At 51.9% G+C, this 21314-nt stretch carries 25 protein-coding genes and 1 tRNA gene; 7 read left to right on the top strand and 19 right to left on the bottom strand.

The features are described 5' to 3' along the window. Positions 1–106: 106 nt before the first annotated feature. Together mobA and AB8881_02195 are read right to left on the bottom strand one after the other, a co-directional pair. The gene (mobA, locus tag AB8881_02190) at positions 107–712 is read right to left on the bottom strand and encodes a molybdenum cofactor guanylyltransferase MobA (GenBank protein ID XDZ63714.1); all 606 of its coding nucleotides are present in this window, start codon (positions 710–712) and stop codon (positions 107–109) included. Further along, on the bottom strand, positions 712–1593 hold the full coding sequence (locus tag AB8881_02195) for a formate dehydrogenase accessory sulfurtransferase FdhD (protein ID XDZ64494.1): 882 nt from the start codon (positions 1591–1593) through the stop codon (positions 712–714). Before AB8881_02195 ends, mobA begins: the two co-directional genes overlap by 1 nt. Positions 1594–1716: 123 nt before the next feature. Here AB8881_02195 and AB8881_02200 point away from each other — a divergent pair, with 123 nt between their 5' ends. Both AB8881_02200 and AB8881_02205 read left to right on the top strand, forming a co-directional pair. After that, positions 1717–2475, top strand: coding sequence for an NAD kinase (locus AB8881_02200; protein ID XDZ63715.1), 759 nt, complete (start codon positions 1717–1719; stop codon positions 2473–2475). Between the two features lie 89 nt (positions 2476–2564). Continuing rightward, the gene (locus AB8881_02205) at positions 2565–2789 is read left to right on the top strand and encodes a hypothetical protein (protein XDZ63716.1); all 225 of its coding nucleotides are present in this window, start codon (positions 2565–2567) and stop codon (positions 2787–2789) included. Positions 2790–2935: 146 nt separating this feature from the next. Here the strand turns inward: AB8881_02205 and AB8881_02210 are convergent, their stop codons facing one another. The 11 genes from AB8881_02210 to rpmF form a co-directional block, all read right to left on the bottom strand. Beyond that, positions 2936–3952 carry an alpha/beta fold hydrolase gene (locus AB8881_02210; protein XDZ63717.1) on the bottom strand — a complete coding sequence of 339 codons (1017 nt, stop codon included), beginning with the start codon at positions 3950–3952 and terminating at the stop codon, positions 2936–2938. Continuing rightward, entirely contained in the window at positions 3952–5790 is a 1839-nt protein-coding gene (locus AB8881_02215) for an ABC transporter ATP-binding protein/permease (GenBank protein XDZ63718.1), read from the bottom strand. The genes AB8881_02210 and AB8881_02215 overlap by 1 nt, the downstream gene beginning before the upstream one ends. Positions 5791–5823: 33 nt before the next feature. Next, on the bottom strand, positions 5824–6180 hold the full coding sequence (locus AB8881_02220) for a HesB/IscA family protein (GenBank protein ID XDZ63719.1): 357 nt from the start codon (positions 6178–6180) through the stop codon (positions 5824–5826). A 42-nt stretch (positions 6181–6222) separates the two neighbouring features. After that, on the bottom strand, positions 6223–6651 hold the full coding sequence (locus AB8881_02225; GenBank protein ID XDZ63720.1) for a DUF59 domain-containing protein: 429 nt from the start codon (positions 6649–6651) through the stop codon (positions 6223–6225). A 10-nt stretch (positions 6652–6661) separates the two neighbouring features. Then, complete coding sequence (locus tag AB8881_02230; protein ID XDZ63721.1) at positions 6662–7915, bottom strand: cysteine desulfurase; 1254 nt, start codon at positions 7913–7915, stop codon at positions 6662–6664. After that, positions 7915–9156: a Fe-S cluster assembly protein SufD gene (gene sufD / locus AB8881_02235; protein XDZ63722.1), complete on the bottom strand. Its 1242-nt coding sequence runs from the start codon at positions 9154–9156 to the stop codon at positions 7915–7917. The genes AB8881_02230 and sufD overlap by 1 nt, the downstream gene beginning before the upstream one ends. Beyond that, positions 9131–9886, bottom strand: a complete 756-nt coding sequence (gene sufC, locus AB8881_02240; GenBank protein ID XDZ63723.1) for a Fe-S cluster assembly ATPase SufC — start codon at positions 9884–9886, stop codon at positions 9131–9133. Before sufC ends, sufD begins: the two co-directional genes overlap by 26 nt. Before the next feature lie 81 nt (positions 9887–9967). After that, a complete protein-coding gene (sufB, locus tag AB8881_02245; protein XDZ63724.1) occupies positions 9968–11422 on the bottom strand; it encodes a Fe-S cluster assembly protein SufB in 1455 nt (484 codons plus the stop codon). A gap of 36 nt (positions 11423–11458) precedes the next feature. Then, positions 11459–11929, bottom strand: a complete 471-nt coding sequence (locus AB8881_02250; protein ID XDZ63725.1) for an SUF system Fe-S cluster assembly regulator — start codon at positions 11927–11929, stop codon at positions 11459–11461. 257 nt (positions 11930–12186) lie between these two features. After that, positions 12187–12516 (bottom strand): heat shock protein HspQ, encoded by a 330-nt coding sequence (hspQ, locus tag AB8881_02255; protein ID XDZ63726.1) that lies wholly within the window; start codon positions 12514–12516, stop codon positions 12187–12189. An 87-nt stretch (positions 12517–12603) separates the two neighbouring features. Beyond that, on the bottom strand, positions 12604–12789 hold the full coding sequence (rpmF, locus tag AB8881_02260) for a 50S ribosomal protein L32 (GenBank protein ID XDZ63727.1): 186 nt from the start codon (positions 12787–12789) through the stop codon (positions 12604–12606). 185 nt (positions 12790–12974) lie between these two features. Between rpmF and AB8881_02265 the strand changes: the two genes are divergently transcribed. The 3 genes from AB8881_02265 to AB8881_02275 all read left to right on the top strand — a co-directional run bounded on the left by AB8881_02265 (position 12975) and on the right by AB8881_02275 (position 14352). Further along, positions 12975–13109: a hypothetical protein gene (locus AB8881_02265; GenBank protein XDZ63728.1), complete on the top strand. Its 135-nt coding sequence runs from the start codon at positions 12975–12977 to the stop codon at positions 13107–13109. 75 nt (positions 13110–13184) lie between these two features. Next, entirely contained in the window at positions 13185–13781 is a 597-nt protein-coding gene (locus AB8881_02270; GenBank protein ID XDZ63729.1) for a tetratricopeptide repeat protein, read from the top strand. A 136-nt stretch (positions 13782–13917) separates the two neighbouring features. Beyond that, on the top strand, positions 13918–14352 hold the full coding sequence (locus AB8881_02275; protein ID XDZ63730.1) for an Hsp20 family protein: 435 nt from the start codon (positions 13918–13920) through the stop codon (positions 14350–14352). A 128-nt stretch (positions 14353–14480) separates the two neighbouring features. On the opposite strand, the gene AB8881_02280 is transcribed toward AB8881_02275, so the two are convergent. The 4 genes from AB8881_02280 to ald all read right to left on the bottom strand — a co-directional run bounded on the left by AB8881_02280 (position 14481) and on the right by ald (position 17333). After that, positions 14481–14750, bottom strand: a complete 270-nt coding sequence (locus AB8881_02280; GenBank protein XDZ63731.1) for a hypothetical protein — start codon at positions 14748–14750, stop codon at positions 14481–14483. Between the two features lie 6 nt (positions 14751–14756). Next, positions 14757–15440 (bottom strand): hypothetical protein, encoded by a 684-nt coding sequence (locus tag AB8881_02285; GenBank protein XDZ63732.1) that lies wholly within the window; start codon positions 15438–15440, stop codon positions 14757–14759. A gap of 322 nt (positions 15441–15762) precedes the next feature. Then, positions 15763–15838: transfer RNA gene (locus AB8881_02290), tRNA-Ala, on the bottom strand. A gap of 400 nt (positions 15839–16238) precedes the next feature. Next, on the bottom strand, positions 16239–17333 hold the full coding sequence (gene ald, locus AB8881_02295; GenBank protein ID XDZ64495.1) for an alanine dehydrogenase: 1095 nt from the start codon (positions 17331–17333) through the stop codon (positions 16239–16241). Between the two features lie 289 nt (positions 17334–17622). On the opposite strand from ald, the gene AB8881_02300 reads away from it, so the two are divergent. Next, positions 17623–18081 carry an Lrp/AsnC family transcriptional regulator gene (locus AB8881_02300; protein XDZ63733.1) on the top strand — a complete coding sequence of 153 codons (459 nt, stop codon included), beginning with the start codon at positions 17623–17625 and terminating at the stop codon, positions 18079–18081. Between the two features lie 46 nt (positions 18082–18127). On the opposite strand, the gene AB8881_02305 is transcribed toward AB8881_02300, so the two are convergent. Beyond that, positions 18128–19648 (bottom strand): protein adenylyltransferase SelO family protein, encoded by a 1521-nt coding sequence (locus tag AB8881_02305; GenBank protein XDZ63734.1) that lies wholly within the window; start codon positions 19646–19648, stop codon positions 18128–18130. Positions 19649–19785: 137 nt separating this feature from the next. On the opposite strand from AB8881_02305, the gene AB8881_02310 reads away from it, so the two are divergent. Continuing rightward, positions 19786–20919, top strand: coding sequence for an aromatic ring-hydroxylating dioxygenase subunit alpha (locus AB8881_02310; GenBank protein XDZ63735.1), 1134 nt, complete (start codon positions 19786–19788; stop codon positions 20917–20919). A gap of 46 nt (positions 20920–20965) precedes the next feature. Here the strand turns inward: AB8881_02310 and AB8881_02315 are convergent, their stop codons facing one another. Beyond that, positions 20966–21226 (bottom strand): hypothetical protein, encoded by a 261-nt coding sequence (locus tag AB8881_02315; GenBank protein ID XDZ63736.1) that lies wholly within the window; start codon positions 21224–21226, stop codon positions 20966–20968. Between the last annotated feature and the right edge of the window lie 88 nt (positions 21227–21314).

The following is a 21314-nucleotide window of genomic DNA, read 5'->3' on the forward strand; positions in this document are numbered from 1 at the left end:
GATGCGGCTCCTCTGATTCTAACAAAGTAAACAGCAGTCTAATAACCGGTTTCGTGCGGAAAAGCCAGATCAGCGTCAGATTTATCCGCAATCAGCGATTTGATATTTACTGACCCAGAATCTGCGTTGCCAGATCAAAATCATCCGGCCGGTTTAAATTCATAAACGGATCAGGCGTTCCGCAAAACTCAACAGTGACGCAATGATAACGCGCGGTAAAATCGTCGATTTTTCGCACCCCTTCGTCAATAATGGCATCGCGTAACGCCCCCGCAATCGCCACCGGCCAGATCGCAAATACCGGATGCCGCCGGTGAAGGGACATGGCTTGTGCAATTTCAGCGCCATCGCCAATTGCAGATTCCAGCACAGCAATCAGATTGACCGGCAGAAACGGCGCATCGGTCGCAAGGCTGACCATATGGCTGCAATCACTGTGGTTTGCCGCCACCCATTCAAGGCCGGTTAAAATTCCGGCCAATGGCCCAGCATGGCCGTCAATCACATCGGCGCAAACCGGCAGGCCGAACGCAGCATAGCGCGCCGGATCACCGTTCGCATTTATCATCAACGGACGGTCGGCAAAATCAACCCGATCAAGCACGTGGCGCAGAACCGGCTTTCCTGCCAGCATCATCAGGTTTTTATCCCCGCCACCCATTCGGCGCGCCTGACCACCGGCCAGCAGGGTTGCAGCTGATCTGATCGCCATTATCGTTCATCCTGTTGGGCAGCGCGCTGGTGCGATGGGCTGTCGACAACATCAGCCGCATCAGCACTATCAAAAACAATTCGTTCAATACCGGAAAGCGCGATAAATCTTTTCCCCTTGGCGCGGCCAATCAGCGTTAACCCGGCCTGACGCGCCAGACCAACCGCCGCTGCGGTAAAGCCAGACCGTGACACCAAAACCGGTATCTGCATCTGCACGGTTTTGATGACCATCTCGGTGGTAAGCCGCCCAGTTGTATAAAACACCTTGTCATGCGGCGAAGCATCATTCAGAAACATCCAGCCGGCAATCTTATCAACCGCATTATGCCGTCCGATATCTTCCATATACACCAGCGGCCGGTTTTGCTGGCACAACACACAGCCATGGATCGCACCGGCACTTAAATAAAGGCTTGGCGCGGTATTAATCGCCTTGGACAGCTCAATCAGCCAGCTGGCGTGAAAGCGCGCCTGCCGATCAAGCTGGATATCATCAAACCGTTCCATCATATCACCATAAGCGGTGCCCTCGGCACAGCCGCTGGTGCGGATCTTACGTTTCATTTTGGCTTCAAAATCGGTTTCGCGCGCAGTCCGCACAATCACCACGCCAAGATCATCATCAACATCAATGCCCGTGATCTCATCGTCACGTTGCAGCATATTCTGGTTCAAGAAATAGCCAACAGCCAGTTCAGGAATCCAATCGCCAAGCGTCATGGACGTCACAATTTCCTGTCGGTTCAAAAAAAGCGTGATCGGCTTTTCCGTCACCACAGGCAATGTTATCGGCTGACCGGACTCATTAACCCCATCGACCGGTTGCGACAGGCCGGGAGTATCTGGATTTGGCTGAATTAGAAAAGGTGAATTGCTCATGTCGTGAAGATGGCCGATATCAGGGCCATATGGCAAGCGGTTTTGCCTTTGTTCAGCAAAAACTCTATGATAAGCCAAAGGAAAGAATTGGTCTTCCCATTGATAGCGTATTAGCAGGTTGCAATGAAACTCCATTTTAGTGCGTCCGACCATGACGAGGCGAAAGCCCGCCTTGCCCACCTGACCGGCCTTTATGGTCAGGCAAAAATTGACGATGCCACGCATATCATTGCGCTTGGCGGCGATGGTCATATGCTGCACGTATTGCAGGACACATTATCCTATGGCTTGCCAGTTTTCGGGATGAATTGCGGACGGCTTGGGTTTTTGATGAATGAATATGCTGACAGCGATTTGCACGACCGTGTCGCCGCCGCTGAAATAGCGCCGATACATCCGTTGCGGATGGAGGCAACCGCGCGTGATGGCAGCACACATAAAGCATTGGCAATCAACGAAGTCTCGCTGTTGCGCCAAACCCATAATGCGGCGCATATCGCAATTTCGGTGAATGATACGCAGCAAATGGAATGCCTTGTCTGTGACGGTATTCTGGTCGCAACGCCGGCTGGCTCTACCGCCTATAATCTGTCAGCACAAGGCCCGGTAATCCCGCTTGGCAGCGGTTTGATGGCGCTAACACCCATTTCGGCGTTTCGGCCACGTCGGTGGCGCGGCGCATTGTTACGCGACCATTTCAAAGTTGCACTGGATATTCTAGAGCATGATTTCCGGCCAGTTAGCGCAAGCGCCGACGGCGCCGAGACACGCCACGTCACCCGCGTTTCGGTTGAACAGGCGGACGATATCACGTTGAATTTACTTTATGATCCGGGATTCTCACTGTCCGAGCGTGCGACAAGAGAACAATTCCTGACCTGATCTAAACGCCAAAATTGGTGTTAATCCATTATTAATCCCATTATTTTATGATCATCCTAGGCAATCCTGTTCCAGCAATGAGGCCGACGATGACCAAGGGAAAGCATCTTGATGTTGTTCAGGCACAGCAGGCAGTCGGTCTAAAACAGGCCAACAGCGACAAAAACAGCGCGCCTTTCAGTATCCTTTTTACCCATGGCAGCCTTGTTGTTGAGGTTTATGAGCCGGTGATCACCGATCATCAACGCCCGCATGACCGCGACGAATTTTACATTATCATTGGCGGGACAGGAAAATTTGAAATGGGCGATTAGATTGTTAATTTTGCGCCTGGGGATTTTTTGTTCGTGCCGGCGGGCTTGCCACATCGTTTTATTGATTTTGGCGAAAAAATATCCACTTGGGTGATCTTTTATGGCCCCGCTGGCGGCGAGTCCGCGACGACCACATAAATTGCAGCCTAAAGCCCCTCAATCTCATAGCCAGCATCCAATCTGGCCAGAAACCGGTCAACCCTATTCCATAAGGCGTCGGTCACCTCTGGCAACTCGCGGGTTAATTCATGTCGCGCCCCGTCAAAAACAACAGTGTCGATGTTTTTGATCTGCGCCAGGCTGCTATGCGTTGACGGCGCAAAAACGACCCGCTCGTCCCCTGCAATGAAGGCCAGAACCGGAACATCGAGCGCAGCCAACCAATCAGGATTGAGCGTATAGAGCGCACAAGACCGGTAGGCAGCACTCACCCAGCCAATTGTCGGCCCGCTACGGCGCAGTTCAGGCGCGTCATCAAACCAGACAAATTGATCTTCATATCCCTTTGGATTGCGGGTCAAAACATTCTCGGGCCGGTAATGACGCACCCAGTCCAGCGACAGAGCCCGGTGAAACGGCGGATGCGACCTTGCGAGACCAACACCGCCAAGAATAAAGCTGGCAAGCCGCACCAGCCAGACCGGCATAACCGGCGGTGCCATCATCGGTGCCGACAGAATAACGCCGGTAACCCAAGGCCCGCGCGATGCCGCATAACGAAGCGCAAGGTGCCCCCCCATCGAATGGCCAAACAGCACCAATTCATGCCCATCAAGCCCAGCCGCCGCGATCACCGCGTCAAGCGCACCAAGATGATGATCGAAATCATCGCAATGCACCGCCAACGGATGCCGGCCAAAATGGCCCGACTGCCCCTGCCCGGGCCAATCAATGATCAGGACATTATAGCCCTTGTCATGAAAGCGAAGAACCTCGGCGCTATATTTTTCGCAAAATTCGGTAAAGCCGGGCAAGATGACAATGGTTTTCGTGGCCGAATTTGGCTGGGGCGCCGCATTGCCGATGATATATCTATCATCAGGGTCAAGCGCCGCTTGCCCAGCCGCCCAGAAATTCGCCCGCACTGAAGCGCCTCGGTGATAGGCATAAATATCAACCCCACCAAGCATATCGAGACCCGCCGATCGCGCCCAGTCAAACATCACCCCTCAACCACGGTTACACTGTCTTTAGCGTAATCAATTTTTGCGGGTAAGTCAGCATCATCGTGAAATCCGGATGATTGACGATCCCACATTTGCGCGTATAGCCCCTTTTGCGACAGCAAATGGCGGTGGCTTCCGCGCTCGACGATCACACCGTCCGACAGAACAATAATCTCATCCGCACTGACAATGGTGGAGAGGCGATGCGCAATAACCAACGTCGTCTGGCTTTTTGAAACAGTATCAAGCGCGCGCTGAATTTCCTTTTCGGTTCGGCTATCGAGCGCCGACGTCGCCTCGTCAAACAAAAAGATCGACGGTTTTTTCAAAATCGCACGGGCAATGGCAACACGCTGTTTTTCACCGCCCGATAGCTTAAGCCCCCGTTCGCCAACCATGGTATCGTACCCATCTGGCAAATTAGCGATAAAGCCATCAATCGACGCCAGTTTTGCCGCGGCAGCAATCTCGTCCAGGCTAGCACCGTCACGGCCATAGCCGATATTATAGCCGATGGTCGAATTGAACATCACCGTATCCTGCGGCACGACGCCAATCGCAGCACGAACACTGGCTTGGGTTACATCGCGCACATCCTGTCCATCAAGACGAACGGCACCTGCAACCGGATCATAGAAACGGAACAATAGGCGCGAGATTGTAGTCTTGCCAGACCCGCTGGGGCCAACAATTGCCACACGCTTTCCGGGCTGCACGGTAAAGCTAATTCCCTTTAAGATCGGACGTTCACCATAGGCAAAATGGACGTTATCAAACACCAGTTCGCCGCCATTAATGACCAGCGGCTTGGCGTCGGGCTTGTCCGCAATATCTGGTCTTTCATCCAGCAGGCCGAACATTCGCTCCATATCAACCAGCGCTTGGCGCAATTCGCGATACACCCAGCCTAGAAAATTTAGCGGCAGATAAAGCTGCAAGAGATATGTGTTAACCGCGACAAAATCACCAACCGTCAAATTGCCCTTTTGGATATCTGCACCCGCCATCGCCATCACGGCCATTAACCCAAAAGCGATGATTGTCCCCTGCCCGATATTAACCACCGACAGCGACGTGCGCGAACGAACTGCCATCACCTCATAATCGGCCATCGCCTTGTCATATCGCGCCGCCTCAACATCTTCGGCATTGAAATATTTGACCGTTTCATAATTGAGCAGCGAGTCAACCGCACGCGTTGCGGCAGTTTCATCGGCCGTATTCATCTCACGGCGAAATTTGATCCGCCATTCGGTTACACGCACGGTGAAATAAACATAAGCAGCAACCGTGGCAAAGGTGACACCGGCATAAAAGCCACCAAATAAATGCCACATGATGATGCTGACAAAAGCCACTTCGACGAACAGCGGCAGAACCTCAAAAAAGGCAATCGTCAACAAAAACTCAATGCCTTTTGCGCCGCGGTCAATCGCGCGCGTCATGCCGCCTGTCTGGCGATCCATATGAAATTGCAGCGATAATCTATGCAAATACCGAAAGGCGTGTAGGGCTGCCCCGCGCACCGCGCGCTGGGCCACCTTGGCAAAAAGATATTGCTTGGCCTCGCTGAAAATCTGTTGGCCCAACCGTGCCAGCGCATAACCGCCAACAAGATACATCAAGGCTGACATGGCAAAGCCAGACTCGCCATTGACCAGATCAACCGCTGCACCATACAGCAACGGCGTAATCATGTTTGAGCCTTTAGCAGCAACAAGACAGCCAAAAGCAGCCGTAATCCGCACGCGAATCTTATTGTCACCACGCGGGGCAGTATAGTGCATCAGCGAACGAAGCAACGTCGCTGTTTTGCGCAAATTTGACCGGGCCATTTCTGCCTTATGATTTATCGTCGTCGTTGGGATTTATGATGGCGTCGCGACAGAAAAGCTCTCGCCGCAACCGCAGCGGGCAATCTCATTCGGGTTACTGAACACAAATTTGGCGGAAAACTTGTCTTCCTGCCAATCCATTTGCGCGCCAATCAGAAACATCACCGCTGCCGGATCAATGAATAATGTGACGCCGTTCTGTTCAATCTTATCTTCAAAGGGCTTTTGGTCGGTGGCAAATTGCACGTCATATTGCATCCCAGAACAGCCAGCCGTTTTGACCCCGACGCGAAGGCCAATGACATCATTGTCAGCCCGCGCCATTAAACGGCGCACATGTTCGGCCGCAGTGTCCGTCAAGGTCAGAATAGGTTTTGTTGGATCAAACATCTCAATCAAGCTCCAAATGACGGCTCTTGCGAACCGCGAATTTTAAAATTCCAAAGCCAAACGTGCGTCATCACTCATCCGTTCGGGCGACCAAGGCGGGCTCCAGACGAGTTCAACCGACACTTCGCCAACACCCTCAACCGCCGCAAGCGCTCGCGCCACCTGCCCCGGCATTTCGCCGGCCACCGGACATCCGGGCGCCGTCAGAGACATTGTAACATAAACATCACCATTATGCCGACGCTCAACATCATAAATCAGGCCGAGGTCAAAAATATTGACGGGAATTTCCGGATCATGCACGGACTTCAAAGCATCTTCAACCGCAATCGGATCTGCCTGACCTACCGGGTTTTCGAGCGCCGCACCCGCTTTGGCAATATAGCCATTGCTGGTATCGGGCAGAAAATCGGCAAGTCCGGGCCCATCATTTTCTGGCATCGATGTTTTGCTGTCTTGATCTTGTGCCATTGAACCGTCCTTAAGCAAAAATTCGGTTTACTTTTTCCAGCGCAATCGCCAGTCGGTCAAATTCTTCACGGGTTGTATAAACCCCAACAGATGCACGCGCCGTTGACGGGATGTCATAGAAATCCATCAAAGGTTGCGCGCAATGATGCCCGGCACGAATCGCCACACCGTCATTATCGATGATTGTCGAGATATCATGCGAATGCGCACACGCCATGGTAAAGGACACAACCCCCGACTTACCCGCTGCCGTCCCCACAAGACGCAATCCATCAACCGCTGACAGCCGCTGATGCGCATAGGCAAGGATATCCTGTTCATGCTGGCGGATCGCCTCCATCCCAATTGCCTGAACATAATCAACCGCCGCACCAAGCGCGATAGTTTCAGCAATCGCCGGTGTGCCTGCCTCAAAACGCTGCGGCGGCAAGGCATAGGTTGATTTCTCGATAGTAACCCGGTCAATCATATCACCGCCGCCCAAAAATGGCGGCAGTTCGGCCAGAATCTCAGCCTTACCCCATAGGATACCAACCCCGTTTGGCCCATAGAGTTTATGCGCTGAAAAGACATAGAAATCAGCCCCTAAAGCCTGCACGTCAACCGGCATATGCACCGCGCCCTGACAGCCATCAACCACCATTAGCGCGTTGGCGTCATGCGCAATTTTGGCAATTTCGGCAATCGGAAACACCGTGCCCAGCACGTTCGATACATGCGGTACAGATACAATCCTTGTGCGCGATGACATCATCTCGCTAAAGGCTGTCATGTTAAAGCTGCCATCCTCATCAACCGGAAAGGCACGAAGCACCGCACCGGTCTTTTCAGCAACCATCTGCCACGGCACGATATTAGCGTGATGTTCGGCGATGCTGATCAGGATTTCGTCACCCGCCTGCAATCTTGGCAGCGCCCAGCATTGCGCAATCAGGTTTAACGACATCGTCGCCCCTGCGGTCAGGACAATCTCATCACCCGATTTTGCCCCAAGAAACGCCGCCACCTTGCCGCGCACCGCCTCATAGGCATCGGTTGAGGCTTCGGAGAGGAAATGCAGCCCACGATGAACGTTTGAATAGGTGTCACAGTAAGCTGATACCAACGCATCCATCACTTGTTTTGGCTTTTGTGCCGAAGCCGCCGAGTCGAGATACACCAAAGGTTTGCCATGAACCTCACGGGACAGGATCGGAAAATCAGCGCGGATTTTCTCTACATCTAGCCCCTTGATACGGCTGTTATCGGCGGCGTTCATAACCATCACAGGTCTCCGGCGTTTGGCGTCGCATTCATCCATGCGGTGGTAACTGGCCGCAACATATCGGCCAAGGACGGATGCGTAATGCTGTCAATCGCATCATCCAAAAACGCGGTGATCAACATTGACCGGGCAGTCTTGCGATCAATGCCACGGCTTGTGAGATAAAACAGCTGGGTGTCGTCAAGCTCGCCAACAGTCGCCCCATGCGCGCATAAAACGTCATCCGCATAGATTTCCAATTCCGGCTTGGCATCGGCTTCGGCTTTCCGTGACAGCAACAGCGCCCGGCTCATTTGCTGGCCGTCAGTTTTTTGCGCATCAGGTGCGACATGCACCTTGCCCTGAAAAACGCCGCGTGCCGAATCATCAAGAACGCCGCGAATAATCTGGTTCGACAGGCAATGCCCCTTGGCGTGGTTCATGTTCGTGGTGATGTCATGGTGCTGCTTATCGCGGCCAAGGTAAATCGCCGACAAGGTGCAGTCAGCATTTTCACCTGATAAAACAATGTGCGTCTCAAGCCGTGCCAACTGCCCACCAGCAGAAATCTGAAACCCCTCAAAAACCGAGCCCTCACCAAGTCTCAAACCGGTCGCTGCAAGATGCGCACTTGCGGATGATTCCTGCTGCACCTTGGCGTAATCAAGCCGGGCCTTGTCGCCGACAATAATCCCCATCAATGGTGCCGAAAGCCCAACGCTCGATTGATGCCATTCTGCCATAACGGCACTGGCACCATCTGCAAGCCGAACCGATATAACCGGATGCGCTGACACACCGTTATCATCCCCGGTAAAGACCAGAATAATCGGCACCTCAACCGTGCCAGCAATGTCAAGATGCAGACCAGTGGTCATCGCCGCCAATGATAGATTACTAATCGGATGCGCGGCCGGCACCAGTTCTGCCAATGCAGCCAGTGCGGCATCATTGTCGCTCAACAAGCTGGCAGTTACGCCGCCCGGCAAAGCCGCAAGGCCAGCCATATCCAGCACCCCATTGCTAAACGACAGGATAACCGCGTTATCCGGTAGGCTCGCCGCAACGGCCGCTGGCTGCATTGCCGCCATTTCGGCAGGCCGCAGATCCATCTTTTCGACGCTAGAAAGACGCGTAAAACGCCATTGTTCGGCGCGGCGATCCGGCCAACCAGTTGCCTGCCAGCGCAGTAACGCACCAGCCCGAACGCCGGTCAATCCGGCCAATTGATCAAGATTAGGCTGCATCGTCGATGCCGGCATAGCCCGACTCCTCTACTTCAAATGCGAGTTCCTTACCGCCCGAACGACGGATTTTACCGCCAGCAAGAATATGCACATAATCCGGCACAATATGGTTCAACAACCGCTGGTAATGAGTGATGACAAGCATGCTTCGCTGCGGATCACGCAACAGATTCACCCCGTCTGACACAATTTTCAACGCATCAACGTCAAGACCAGAATCGGTTTCATCCAGAACCGATAGAACCGGCTCTAAAAGTGCCATCTGCAAAATTTCATAACGCTTTTTCTCACCGCCGGAAAACCCAACATTCACCGCACGTTTCAGCATATCGTCATTGATGCCAAGATGCGTTGCCTTGGCCCGGACAAGCTTTACAAATTCCAGCTGGTCAACCTCGTCTTCGCCTGCCTCAATCCGGCGCGCATTCACCGCCGCACGCAAAAAGCTCATCCCGCCAACGCCCGGCAATTCCACCGGATATTGGAACGCCAAAAACATGCCGGCGCGCGCCCGCTCATCAGCTTCCATTTCCAGCATGGAAACGCCATTCATTAGAATATCGCCGCCAGTGACCTCATAGCCCTCACGGCCAGCAAGCACATAAGACATGGTGCTTTTGCCCGAGCCGTTTGGCCCCATGATGGCGTGAATTTCACCAGCATTAATCGTTAGGTTGATGCCCTTGAGGATTGGTGTATCACCAACCGAGGCGTGAAGGTCTCTAATTTCAAGTAAAGGTGCCATTCGTTTTTCCAATTATCTATGCCAATTATCTTTGTTTATATTCTGCTGTTTATATTTCACTGCTTGCCGTTAGGCCTGGCCTTAACCGACCGACCCTTCAAGGCTGATCCCAATCAGTTTTTGTGCTTCAACCGCAAATTCCATTGGCAGTTCTTTCATCACTTCCTTGCAGAAACCATTGACGATCAGCGACACTGAATCTTCGGTTGAAATGCCGCGCTGCTGGCAATAGAAAAGCTGATCTTCGGAAATGCGCGAGGTCGTAGCCTCATGTTCGATTTTGGCGCTTGGGTTGCGCGAAACGATATAGGGCACTGTGTGCGCACCACATTTATCGCCAACAAGAAGCGAGTCACACTGGGTGAAATTACGCGCATTTTCCGCACCGGGCTGGATGCGAACCAAACCCCGATAGCAATTTTGCGAACGCCCTGCCGATATGCCCTTTGAGATGATTGTCGACCGGCTGCCTTCGCCAATATGGATCATCTTGGTGCCGGTATCGGCCTGCTGGTAATTATTGGTCAGGGCAACTGAATAAAACTCACCGACCGAGTCTTTGCCTTGCAGAATACAGGATGGATATTTCCAAGTGATTGCCGATCCGGTTTCCACCTGTGTCCATGAGATTTTTGATCGGTCGCCAAGACAGGCACCGCGCTTGGTAACAAAATTATAAATGCCGCCACGGCCGTTTTCATCCCCCGGATACCAGTTCTGCACGGTTGAATATTTGATCTCGGCATCATCCAGCGCAACCAGCTCAACAACCGCCGCATGAAGCTGATTTTCATCACGCTGCGGCGCCGTACATCCCTCTAAATAGCTGACATAAGATGCGTCCTCAGCAATAATCAGGGTGCGTTCAAACTGGCCGGTATTGGCCTCATTGATGCGGAAATAGGTGGATAGTTCCATCGGGCACCGAACGCCCTTTGGAATAAACACGAATGACCCATCGGTAAAGACCGCCGAATTCAGCGCCGAGAAATAATTATCGGCAACCGGCACAACCGACCCAAGATATTTTTGCACCAACTCGGGATAGTCGCGAATAGCCTCTGAAATCGGGCAGAAGATCACCCCAGACTTGGCAAGCTCACCGCGGAATGTGGTCGCAACTGACACAGAATCAAATACCGCATCAACCGCCACAACACCGGCAAGAATCTTTTGCTCATCCAGCGGGATTCCCAATTTTGCATAAGTCTTTAGCAATTCCGGATCGACCTCATCCAATGAGGCCGGCCCCTCGCCGGTTTTCGGCGCGGCGTAATAATGGATATCCTGATAATCAATTGGCGGGATATCCAGCTTCGCCCAATCGGGCGATTCCATCTGCTGCCACATTGCAAAGGCCTTCAGCCGCCAATCAAGCATCCATTGCGGCTCTTCCTTCTTGGCCGAGATAAAGCGGATAATATCCTCGTTCAGCCCCTTGGGCGCCTTATCGGATTCAATATCGGTCACAAAACCGTATTTATATTTACCGGTGGCTTCCTGAAGCGTGTCGATGGTCTCTTGGGTTGCAGCCATGAGGCAGTTTCCTTCTTTATAGTTGCGTTTCGCCGACTATTGCCGGCGCATTTGCAGGTCATCTTTTGCAAGGGATGGGGTTTCCGGCAGCGGAAATAATTGCGCCGGATCGGTTAAATCTTCGAGGCTGACATCATTCAACGCGTTGCGGATAGCAAGATTAACATGGTTCCAGTGACTGCTCATAAAACAGCAATTGCTAACCGCGCACGGGTCTTGTGCTCCGGTGACGCAATCGGTAACCGCAATCGGGCCTTCCATTGCCTCGACAATATCAACCAGTGAAATATCTGCCGGTGCCATGGCAAGCCGGTACCCGCCGCGCGCACCGCGCTGGGTCTCGACCAGATTTGCCGCCAGCAGAATTTTCGATACTTTTGCGACAGTCGGTTGGGCCAGTCCGGTTAACGCGGCCAGCTGTGCCGTCGCCAATAGATCGCCGTGCCGGTGGGCAAGCGCCCCAAGCACAACAATGGCATAATCGGTCATCCGGTTTAGTCGCAGCATATCAGCCTATCTGTTCGGTTTTTCCAGCGATATCAAAAAGCCAAAAGACCCTTTAAGTCCGCCAGTTTTGCGAATGATTATCATAATCAAGACCAATTTAGTCCTGATTTAGGATAGATAGACGTGCCGAACTGTTTTTTCAAGTCAATGTGGCGAAATTTTCGGGAAAAAGATTGATAAGTCATGGGCGCCGTTTTGGCACTGTGTTACGCCGGTCGGGACACCCCTGAAAACGGATGCTTTGTCGGCGTGCAGGCCTAGTTAAACGCCTCTGGGTGCAGCACATAGCGTTCGCCATCCAGACCATCGAACATATCATCGACGTCAGGATGGCTGACCGGACCGTTTTCCGCGTCGGGCAGCAGGTTCTGCTGACTTACATAAGCTGTGTAGTAGCTGTCAGAATTTTCCGCCAGCAAATGATAGAAGGGCTGATCCTTGGCCGGGCGCACCTCGGCCGGAATGGCCTCATACCATTCGTCGGTATTATCGAATTCCGGATCAACATCAACGACAACCCCGCGGAATGGGTAAACGCGATGACGCACGATCGCTCCAATTCCAAATTTTGCGCTTTTGTTGTTCATTGAGTGATGATGCCTGTTACCACAGCGGCGATTATACATTAAGCCCGCCTTGCCGGGCAAGACGCGCGCTTGATGATGCTCTGCTGACTAGATGCGTTCTTTAACTTTTAGAACCTGCTTGCCGCGATACATACCCGTTTTAAGGTCGATATGATGAGGGCGATGCAATTCACCAGTTACCTTGTCTTCAACATAGGCATCCGAAGACAATGCGTCATGGGCGCGACGCATGTTACGCTTGGACTTGGTAATCTTACTCTTTGGAACAGCCATTTTCTTGCTCTTTCTAATGCCCCGACGTTGCTGTGTCGCCAGCAATCCGCCAGATTTCGCGATCCGCCGATCCGGTGATCGTAACAATCGCAGATAATTGATGCCTGATGCGCAGGGGCCATCTCAAAAAGGGCCACCGTCAAACCGGACTGTGGTTTATGCGAAACCCCACAGATTGTCAAGAGATGGAACAGCAAAAGCACGCCGGCAAATCTTGTCAAAAATACGCTGGTGAAACCTGCTGGCAAAACCTGTTGGCAAAAAACATCCTTACATTAACAATTTCTAAATTATTTATCGCTACCATTGAAAACTATTGAGGGATTCAATTGGCTGGTTGCCGCCATAAATATCATTGTCACCATGCAACCGGCCCAGTTATGGAGGCAGTAAACATGACGAATATTATCAGCATGCTTGGCCAGTTCACCACCCATTACAAGTTCGCAGACCGCTATAAACGGGTTTTGATTCTGACGTTTGGGGTTATCCTCATTGTACTGGCAACAGCCGGCAAGCTTCATGCCGAGCCGCAAAGCAAGGCACAGGCTCACTATCTGACCGGGATCAAATTACTGCAGCAAAAAGGCGATGCTGCCAGCAGCCATGCCAAGGCGAACATCTGGTTTACCATGGCCGCCGCTGACGGGCATAGCGGCGCGTTGTTTCATCTTGGGGTATCGTATGAAACCGGACGTGGCATCCAGCAAAACCTCCAGCTTGCTGCACATTTTTATCGGTTAGCAGCAGCACGATATCACGTTGCCGCACAATATAATTGTGCCGTGATGCACGCCAATGGCAATGGGGCAGAACGCGATCTGGAAAAGGCACTTGGCTTGATCTTGATTGCCAAGCAGCGATCTGGCGCGCATCCAAAAATAAAGCAGCGGCTAGATGCGTTCCAAGCCAGCATCGAAGACATTTTGAGCGACAGCCAAATTCACCGTGCCAGATGGCAAGTTGAACAATTATTTGGCACCGGCCTCTAAACGGGTCTTGAAATCAGATTTGCAGTTCTTAAATCAGTTTTGTGACGCCAGAACGGGTCACAATGTAAACCTAAACCTGCCGGCTTGCTTTCGAGGAGACGGCAGACAACTCGCTTTATAAAAGGAGATGACGACGATGACTTTTTTTACCACACCTATGGCGCGCCAGTTTGTTGGCTTTGATACTCTGTTTGATGAGTTAAACGCACTGGCCGAGCGCAAGGAATCAAATTATCCGGCCTATAATATCGCCAAGGATGATGACGAGCATTACCGGATTGAACTGGCGCTTGCAGGATTTTCCAGTGACGAGATCAGCATCCAGACCGAGAAAGGCATTTTGACAATTGAGGCCAACAAGGCTGAAGAGCGCGGCAACTACATCCATCAGGGCATTGCCAAGCGCGGGTTTTCAAAAATGTTCAGGCTGGCCGAATATATGAAGATTGACGATGCCCAGTTTGTCGACGGTATCTTGACGATATTCCTGTATCGCGAAGTACCCGAGGCGGACCGGCCAAAGCAGATCAGCATAAACGCCAACCCGAAAAAGCTGGTAAAGGCTGCATAAAGGGCGCCTCACGACCGATCACAACATCGAACAAAGCGGGCCGCAAACCGGCCCGCCCTTTTTTATCAGGGATTTGCCGCCGTTTTATATAGAGCCTGATCCCGCTTTATTTAGACCTTGATCCCGCTTTATTTAGACCTTGATGATGTCATCAGGCTACGGAATGCGCTCTGGAACCGGTCTTTATCAACATGATGCGCGGTTTTCACAGTCGCTAGCTTGTCATCAAGCGAGCCGTCAGCGTTAGCCAACAAGCTTTTGATCGCGGTTTGACGCTGATTGGGCTTGTATCTATCGGGCGCATCAGGCTGCGTGGTCTTCGATCCATCATGCCTATTTTCAGGCGCGGCGTCCGTTAAATCATTGTGCGGATCATCATGGATATTGCCGCCGGTCACCACTGGTTAATCGTCGGTTTCATCAATTTTAGGCATGACCATTTCCGCGGCAGCATCCTTATAAACACGATCATTAATCCGTTTATACAGCGCCTCTTCATCTGGCCCCTCAAAAGTTAACCCGCCGCCGATCAATTGTTTGCGCCTGATCAGCCCCAAAACACCAGCATGGGTTGATGCCTGAATAATTAATTGGTCAAGCTGCAACGTCGATTTTTTGGCATCGGCTGGCTCGATATATTCGGCCTTGATTGCGGCCTGAACCCGCTGCAGTGCATCTGATTTTATAGCTGCCAGCTTTGCCAGCGTTGATTTGGTGACCCGTTTCACCTCGGTTTCCAAATCATCTTCCTGCTGCACCGTCAGGCGCGGTTTGACCACTTTCAATTCACGCTTCGAACTCATATCGATATTGATGAATTGGTTTTCCTTCAAAATGGCCACGGCACCGGCAATGGCAACCGGATTGTGAATAATCACCTTAAATGTGCCTGCCATCGGATCAGGGCCGAGATCAATTTCGGCAAAATCACGCAATCGGCGTTTTTTGCCTTCAACCTCAATATCAGCGCGCCGAAACAGATTCAGGATCGCAAGCGCTGAACCAACTTCATTAAGACGCCCAATTAACGCTTCAATCTCGATGACCATGCGTTCCCGCGCTGCCATCGAATAGGAATCGTCAGACAATTTCATATCCAGTTGCATGGCTTTCCCTAGTCTCTATTCCAAACCGCCCAGATGAGTTGAGCATAATATCACTAAATTAGCCAAATAAAAGCCTTAACCAGCTGAAATTGAAACGACTCAAGCACTAGTTTTTTGGCAAAACCGGCAACCTGCCCTCAGCCGAGCCGCCGCCTGATTCGCGCCTGCACCGCATCAGCGACGTTTGACGAGGCATGGCCAGCCGGTCAATCCGGCACAAGGAAATTTTCACGACAAATCACGGCCACGGCTATTGTCTCGCCGCTATACGTGATTTTTGAGACATGCTGGAATTTTTGAGAATTGGTGGAGCCAGACGGGATCGAACCGACGACCTCCTGCTTGCAAAGCAGGCGCTCTCCCAGCTGAGCTATGGCCCCTTTTGATGCACGGGATTTGTGCAGGCACGCTCTGGCGACGCACCAGAACAGGGCGCTTTATCTGCCAATGTTCGGCGCTGGTCAACCCCTTTTTGGTGATATTGGATGTTTTTTATGCGTGGCATTCATTGCCTGCCGAGATTAGCGCGGACAATGGCCGGCCAGAGCAGGTTTCAACCGCAAAATCTGCTAAAAAATGGGCATTGCTTATCACAAGTCCCCAACCGTCAAAAACCTGCACTCAAAAGCCCAAACTCAAAAGCCCGACTTAAAAACTGATACCGGCTATCATTTTTGCGGCAAATGCAAAAAAGAGGCAGAAAATTACCGCCTCTTTTGCAAATTATGATACTCTTTGGCCTGCAATGACAGCAAATCAAAGCACGAAAGCCAAACGCCGTTAGGCCGCGACGGTGTCACCAATCGCGTCCAGAACTGCCTGATAGACAATCTTGCCGCCAGCAACATTCAAACCATTGGCCAAATGCGGGTTATCATCAAGCGCGGCAACCCCCTTATCGGCAAGGGCCAAAACATGTGGCAATGTCGCATTATTCAACGCCTCAGACGAGGTGCGCGGCACCGAACCCGGCATGTTAGCAACGCAATAATGCACAATGCCATCGACCATATAGGTCGGGTCATCATGTGTTGTCGCCCTCGAGGTCTCGAAACAGCCACCCTGATCAATCGCCACATCGACCAGAACGGCACCAGGCCGCATGGTCGCCAATTGTGCGCGTGAAATCAGCTTTGGTGCCGCCGCGCCCGGGATCAGGACCGCGCCGATGACCATATCGGCAGATTTAATCGCCTCGGCAAGCACTGCATTGCTTGAATAGCGGGTTGTGATGCTATTGCCAAAAATATCGGATAAATACCGAAGCCGCGGGACTGAACGATCAAAAACAGTCACCCGCGCGCCAAGGCCAACGGCCATTTTCGCCGCATTTACCCCGACAACACCGCCGCCAACAACCAACACATCTGCCGGTGCTGTGCCGGGCACGCCTGAAATCAGCACGCCGCGCCCGCCCGCATTGGCCTTTAGATGCGATGCTCCTTCGATCACCGCAAGCCGACCGGCAACTTCACTCATCGGTGCCAGCAACGGTAATCCGCCCTGATCATCGGTAATGGTTTCATAAGCGATCGCCGTACAGCCTGACGCGGCAAGCCCATGCGCCTGTGCTGCATCAGCGGCAAGATGCAGATAGGTAAATAAAATCTGGTTTGGCGATAACTGCACCCATTCGTTTGGCTGCGGTTCCTTAACTTTGACGATCATATCAGCGGCAGCGAATACGTCGGCTGCTGATGCGGCAATATCTGCACCAGCTGCGCGATATTCATCATCATCGGCGCCAATACCCGCACCGGCACCAGTTTCAACCAGAACCTGATGACCACGATTTACCAATTCTGCAACCGAACTTGGAACCAACCCTACGCGGAATTCCCGCGTCTTAATTTCCTTTGGAACGCCAACAAGCATTTTCACTTCTCCCATAACATGATCCGGTGTGACGACCGCCCCATCCCAGCCCGGGTCATAGACCAATTTTGCTCAATCAGAACTGCATCTGTCCTGACAGCGATGTCGAAACAGAATGATCATGGCAGTATGATTAACATCCAGACTAGGGAATAGATTATGTGAAATTTAATGGTGTTTCATTGCTTTATCTTGTTAGGAAAATATAAATATTCAAATTTTATTTGAATAAATAAACTAAGTACGCAATATTGTTCTAAATACCTTTGCGAGAGAAATGGAAAGTGAAATGGATCGGATTGATCGATCAATTTTAACCGCCCTGCAAGATAACGCGCGGATTTCGAATGTCGATCTTGCCAATCAGGTGGGGCTGTCGCCCTCGGCCTGTTTACGGCGTGTTGCCCAATTGGAAAATAGCGGGGTGATCGACGGCTATCATGCGAAATTGGACGCCGCCAAGATGGGGCATGATGTGCTGGTTCTCTTACATATCACGTTAAAGGGGCAATCGGCCGAGATGATGGCTGAATTTGAGGCCGCGGTTGCCAAAATACCGCAGGTTCTAGCCTGTTTTCTAATTGCTGGTGAAAGTGATTATATTTTGCGGGTTGCGGCACGCGATGTGAATGATTTTGGTCGTGTCCATTCGACCTATCTATCGGCATTGCCCCATGTTTTGCGCATGGAGAGTAATTTTGTCCTTCGCGAGGTAATGAATCGTACAATGGCACCAAATCAGCTCTAGGGCACCAAATCAGCTCTAGCTGCTAGGCGCTCTATTTATAGGCTCATTAATAGCAAGGCCCGTTAATAGCGGAACCGTCAATAATTGTCGGCAAGGGCAGATTATGATCATCGCCATAGGCCTTACGCATCTGGTGAATTGCCGCAATTTTATCTGCCAAAAGAGACCAGTCATCGCTGGCAGCAATCGGTGCCCAGATCGCCTCGACCTCGTCAATCGTCATCGACAGCGCTTTTGCCGATTGAAAATGCGGATGATCAAGCGCAGCCGGATTGCGGGGGCGCGCATCTTGCAAATAGTCAAGAACCGGTTGCCAATAATCATCTTCATAGCCGCTAACACGCGCCCCGCCGCCATAAAGATCATGGAAAATCTGATCAAACCCGTATTGGCTTTGTTTCGCCGCTGTAAAGACATCACGCGCCAGCGCCGCATCACGCGCGGCATCATCATTATCAAAGACAATTCCAAGGCGCCATTGGATCTGCCTGGCCAAGCGTGCCTCCAGCAACGGGTAAAAGGCGGCGAGCCGCTCCTCGAGGTCTTTTTGCGGCACAAGCTTGACAAAACAATCAGCCAAACGGCAAACCGCCCACAGCGCCGCATCCGATTGCCGCCCATAAGCATAGCGTCCCGTCTGATCAAAATAGGCAGCCGTCAGCCCTGGCTCAAAATGCGGCAAAAATCGCCATGGGCCATAATCGAAACTCTCGCCAGTTACATTAAAATTGTCGGTGTTTAGCACGCCATGGACAAAACCAGCCGCTAGCCAGCGACCGGCTGTATCGGCAATCGCGGCGGCGATGCGGCTTAGCAATGCCGGCAACAGCTCGGCCAGCGGCGCATCAGCATCCAGCGGCGCCTCATGATCGGTGCCAGCAGATAATCCGGCAGGTGTTGGGCTGATCACTGCCGAGTCAGCAAAATAATGCCGCGCCACATGACGCGCCAAAACCTCGACACCCTCTATATCATCCATATAGGCGAGCCGCTGAAAACTGCCGATCCGAATATGGCTGTGCGACAGCCTGACCAAAACCGCCGACCGGGTTGGCGATGGCTCGTCATTGCGCCGCAGGCTCTCGCCGGTTTCAATTACCGAAAAACTGCGTGACGTTGTGACATCAAGCGCGGTTAGCATTTCAGTTGCGAGAATTTCCCGAACCGCACCTTTTAACGTCAGCCGCCCATCCGCAGTGCGTGAAAACGGCGTGGTCCCCGACCCTTTGGTACCAAAATCCATCAACCGGTTTTGCTGGTCCCGCATTTGCGCAAATAAAAACCCGCGTCCATCCCCCAGATCGGGATTGTAATGCCCGAATTGGTGACCGTGATAGCATAGCGCCAACGGCACCGGAAAACTGCCGTCTAATGGCTGAAACTGGCCAAAATGGCGACACCATTCCGCCTGATCAAGGTGATCGAGACCGACGCTCTGCGCCGCCTCATGATTGCGATACCGGAGCTGGTGCTGCGGAAACTGGGCTGCGGTAACAGGCCGGTAAAAGCGTTTATCAAGCTGCTGATGAACGGTTTCGGGGCGAAACGATGTCTTCGAGGATGGCATTCTTTCAAATTCCCATGGTTCAAACGCGACTTAACATGCCGCAGGCAAGACAGACAGGGCATCGTTATCGGCAAAGATTGATTAGCGACGCAATCTTTTATCCCCTTATCGACCCAATTTAGGTGAGGAGACCAGAAATGTTTGATCTTGCCAATGTAAAAGCACCGATCGAAACCGCCAATGGCCTGCCCAACGGCTGTTATGTCGATGACCAGATATACAAACATGAACAAAACACATTGTTCCGAGACAATTGGGCCGCCATAGGTTTTGGCAAGGACCTGCCAAAACCGGGATGGGTCAAGCCGATTGATTTTGCCGGATTACCATTATTGATGGTCCGCAATCAGGATAATGGAATTAAAGTTTTTGAGAATGTGTGCCGGCACCGCGGCATGATCCTCATCAGCGACAGTCAACAGCTACGCGGCCCGATCACCTGCCCCTATCATGCTTGGGCGTATGATCTAAACGGACAGCTTCGCAAAACACCGCATATTGGCGGGCCGGATGTGCATGAGCATGAAACTCTCAATCATTGCGATTATCCACTTAACGAGGTGCGCGCCCATGTCTGGCGTGACATTATTTTTGTCAATATTGGTGGAAACGCGCCAGCGTTCGAAATTTATGCCAGTGATTTGGTTGACCGGTGGCAGGAATTTGACCAGCCGATTTACCACAGCGGGGCAGACTCATCATTCAGTCTGACGGTTAATTGCAATTGGAAACTCGCCGTAGAAAATTACTGCGAGGCGTATCACCTGCCCTTCATCCATCCGGGCCTTAACAGCTATTCGCGGCTGGAGGATCATTACAATATTATGCCGGTTCCGTGCTATGCCGGTCAGGGGTCGACGGTTTATGCGCCGCAAATCAGTGATGACGGCCGCTCGTTCCCAAATTTCAATGGGCTATCGGCGCAATGGATGTCAGGCGCCGAATATGTCGCGCTGTTCCCCAATCTGCTTCTTGGCGTTCACCGTGATCATTGCTATGGCATCATCCTGATGCCTGATGGGCCAGACCGCACGATCGAAAATATTGAGATTTACTATGCCCAGCCAGAGGCAATGGAATCAGATTTTGCCGCCATGCGCAGCACCAACAGCAAAATGTGGCGAGATATTTTTGTTGAGGATGTGTTTGTCGTTGAGGGTATGCAAAAAGGTCGTCATGCCAGCGGCTTTGATGGCGGTAAATTTTCCGCAATTATGGATGCACCAACGCATCATTTTCACAAATGGGTTGCCAGCGCCCTTAGTTCTTAGTTCTTGACTCTTAGTTCTTGGTTTCGGGGCCTGCTTGCTGGTGAGCTTAGAGGGTTGCATTTTGCCCCGGCTTGCTCGCATTGGCATAAATCCGGTCAAGTTCACCACTGAGAACATATTCGATAAGAAATTCGCCAAGACGCTCAATTTCGGTGTAGAAACGTGTGCCTTTAATGCCATTAGGGCCGGTGAAACTCTGTTTGCCGGCGCGCGCAATCGACAATTCCGAAATTGGCGGTGCAAGGATCTCATTAACGTCTTTAATCACATCGGTGATTTGCTGAAAATTGCGCTGCAGTGGTGACACCAGGTTTTGTAAAACAATTACATGCGGCGTCACTGCTAAAACTTAACTTTGGCAGCCAGCCATAATTGCGTTTTCTGGCTCGCTTTTT

The organism is Alphaproteobacteria bacterium LSUCC0396 (genome assembly GCA_041228345.1).
In the GTDB taxonomy this organism is placed as follows: Bacteria; Pseudomonadota; Alphaproteobacteria; order Puniceispirillales; family Puniceispirillaceae; genus UBA3439.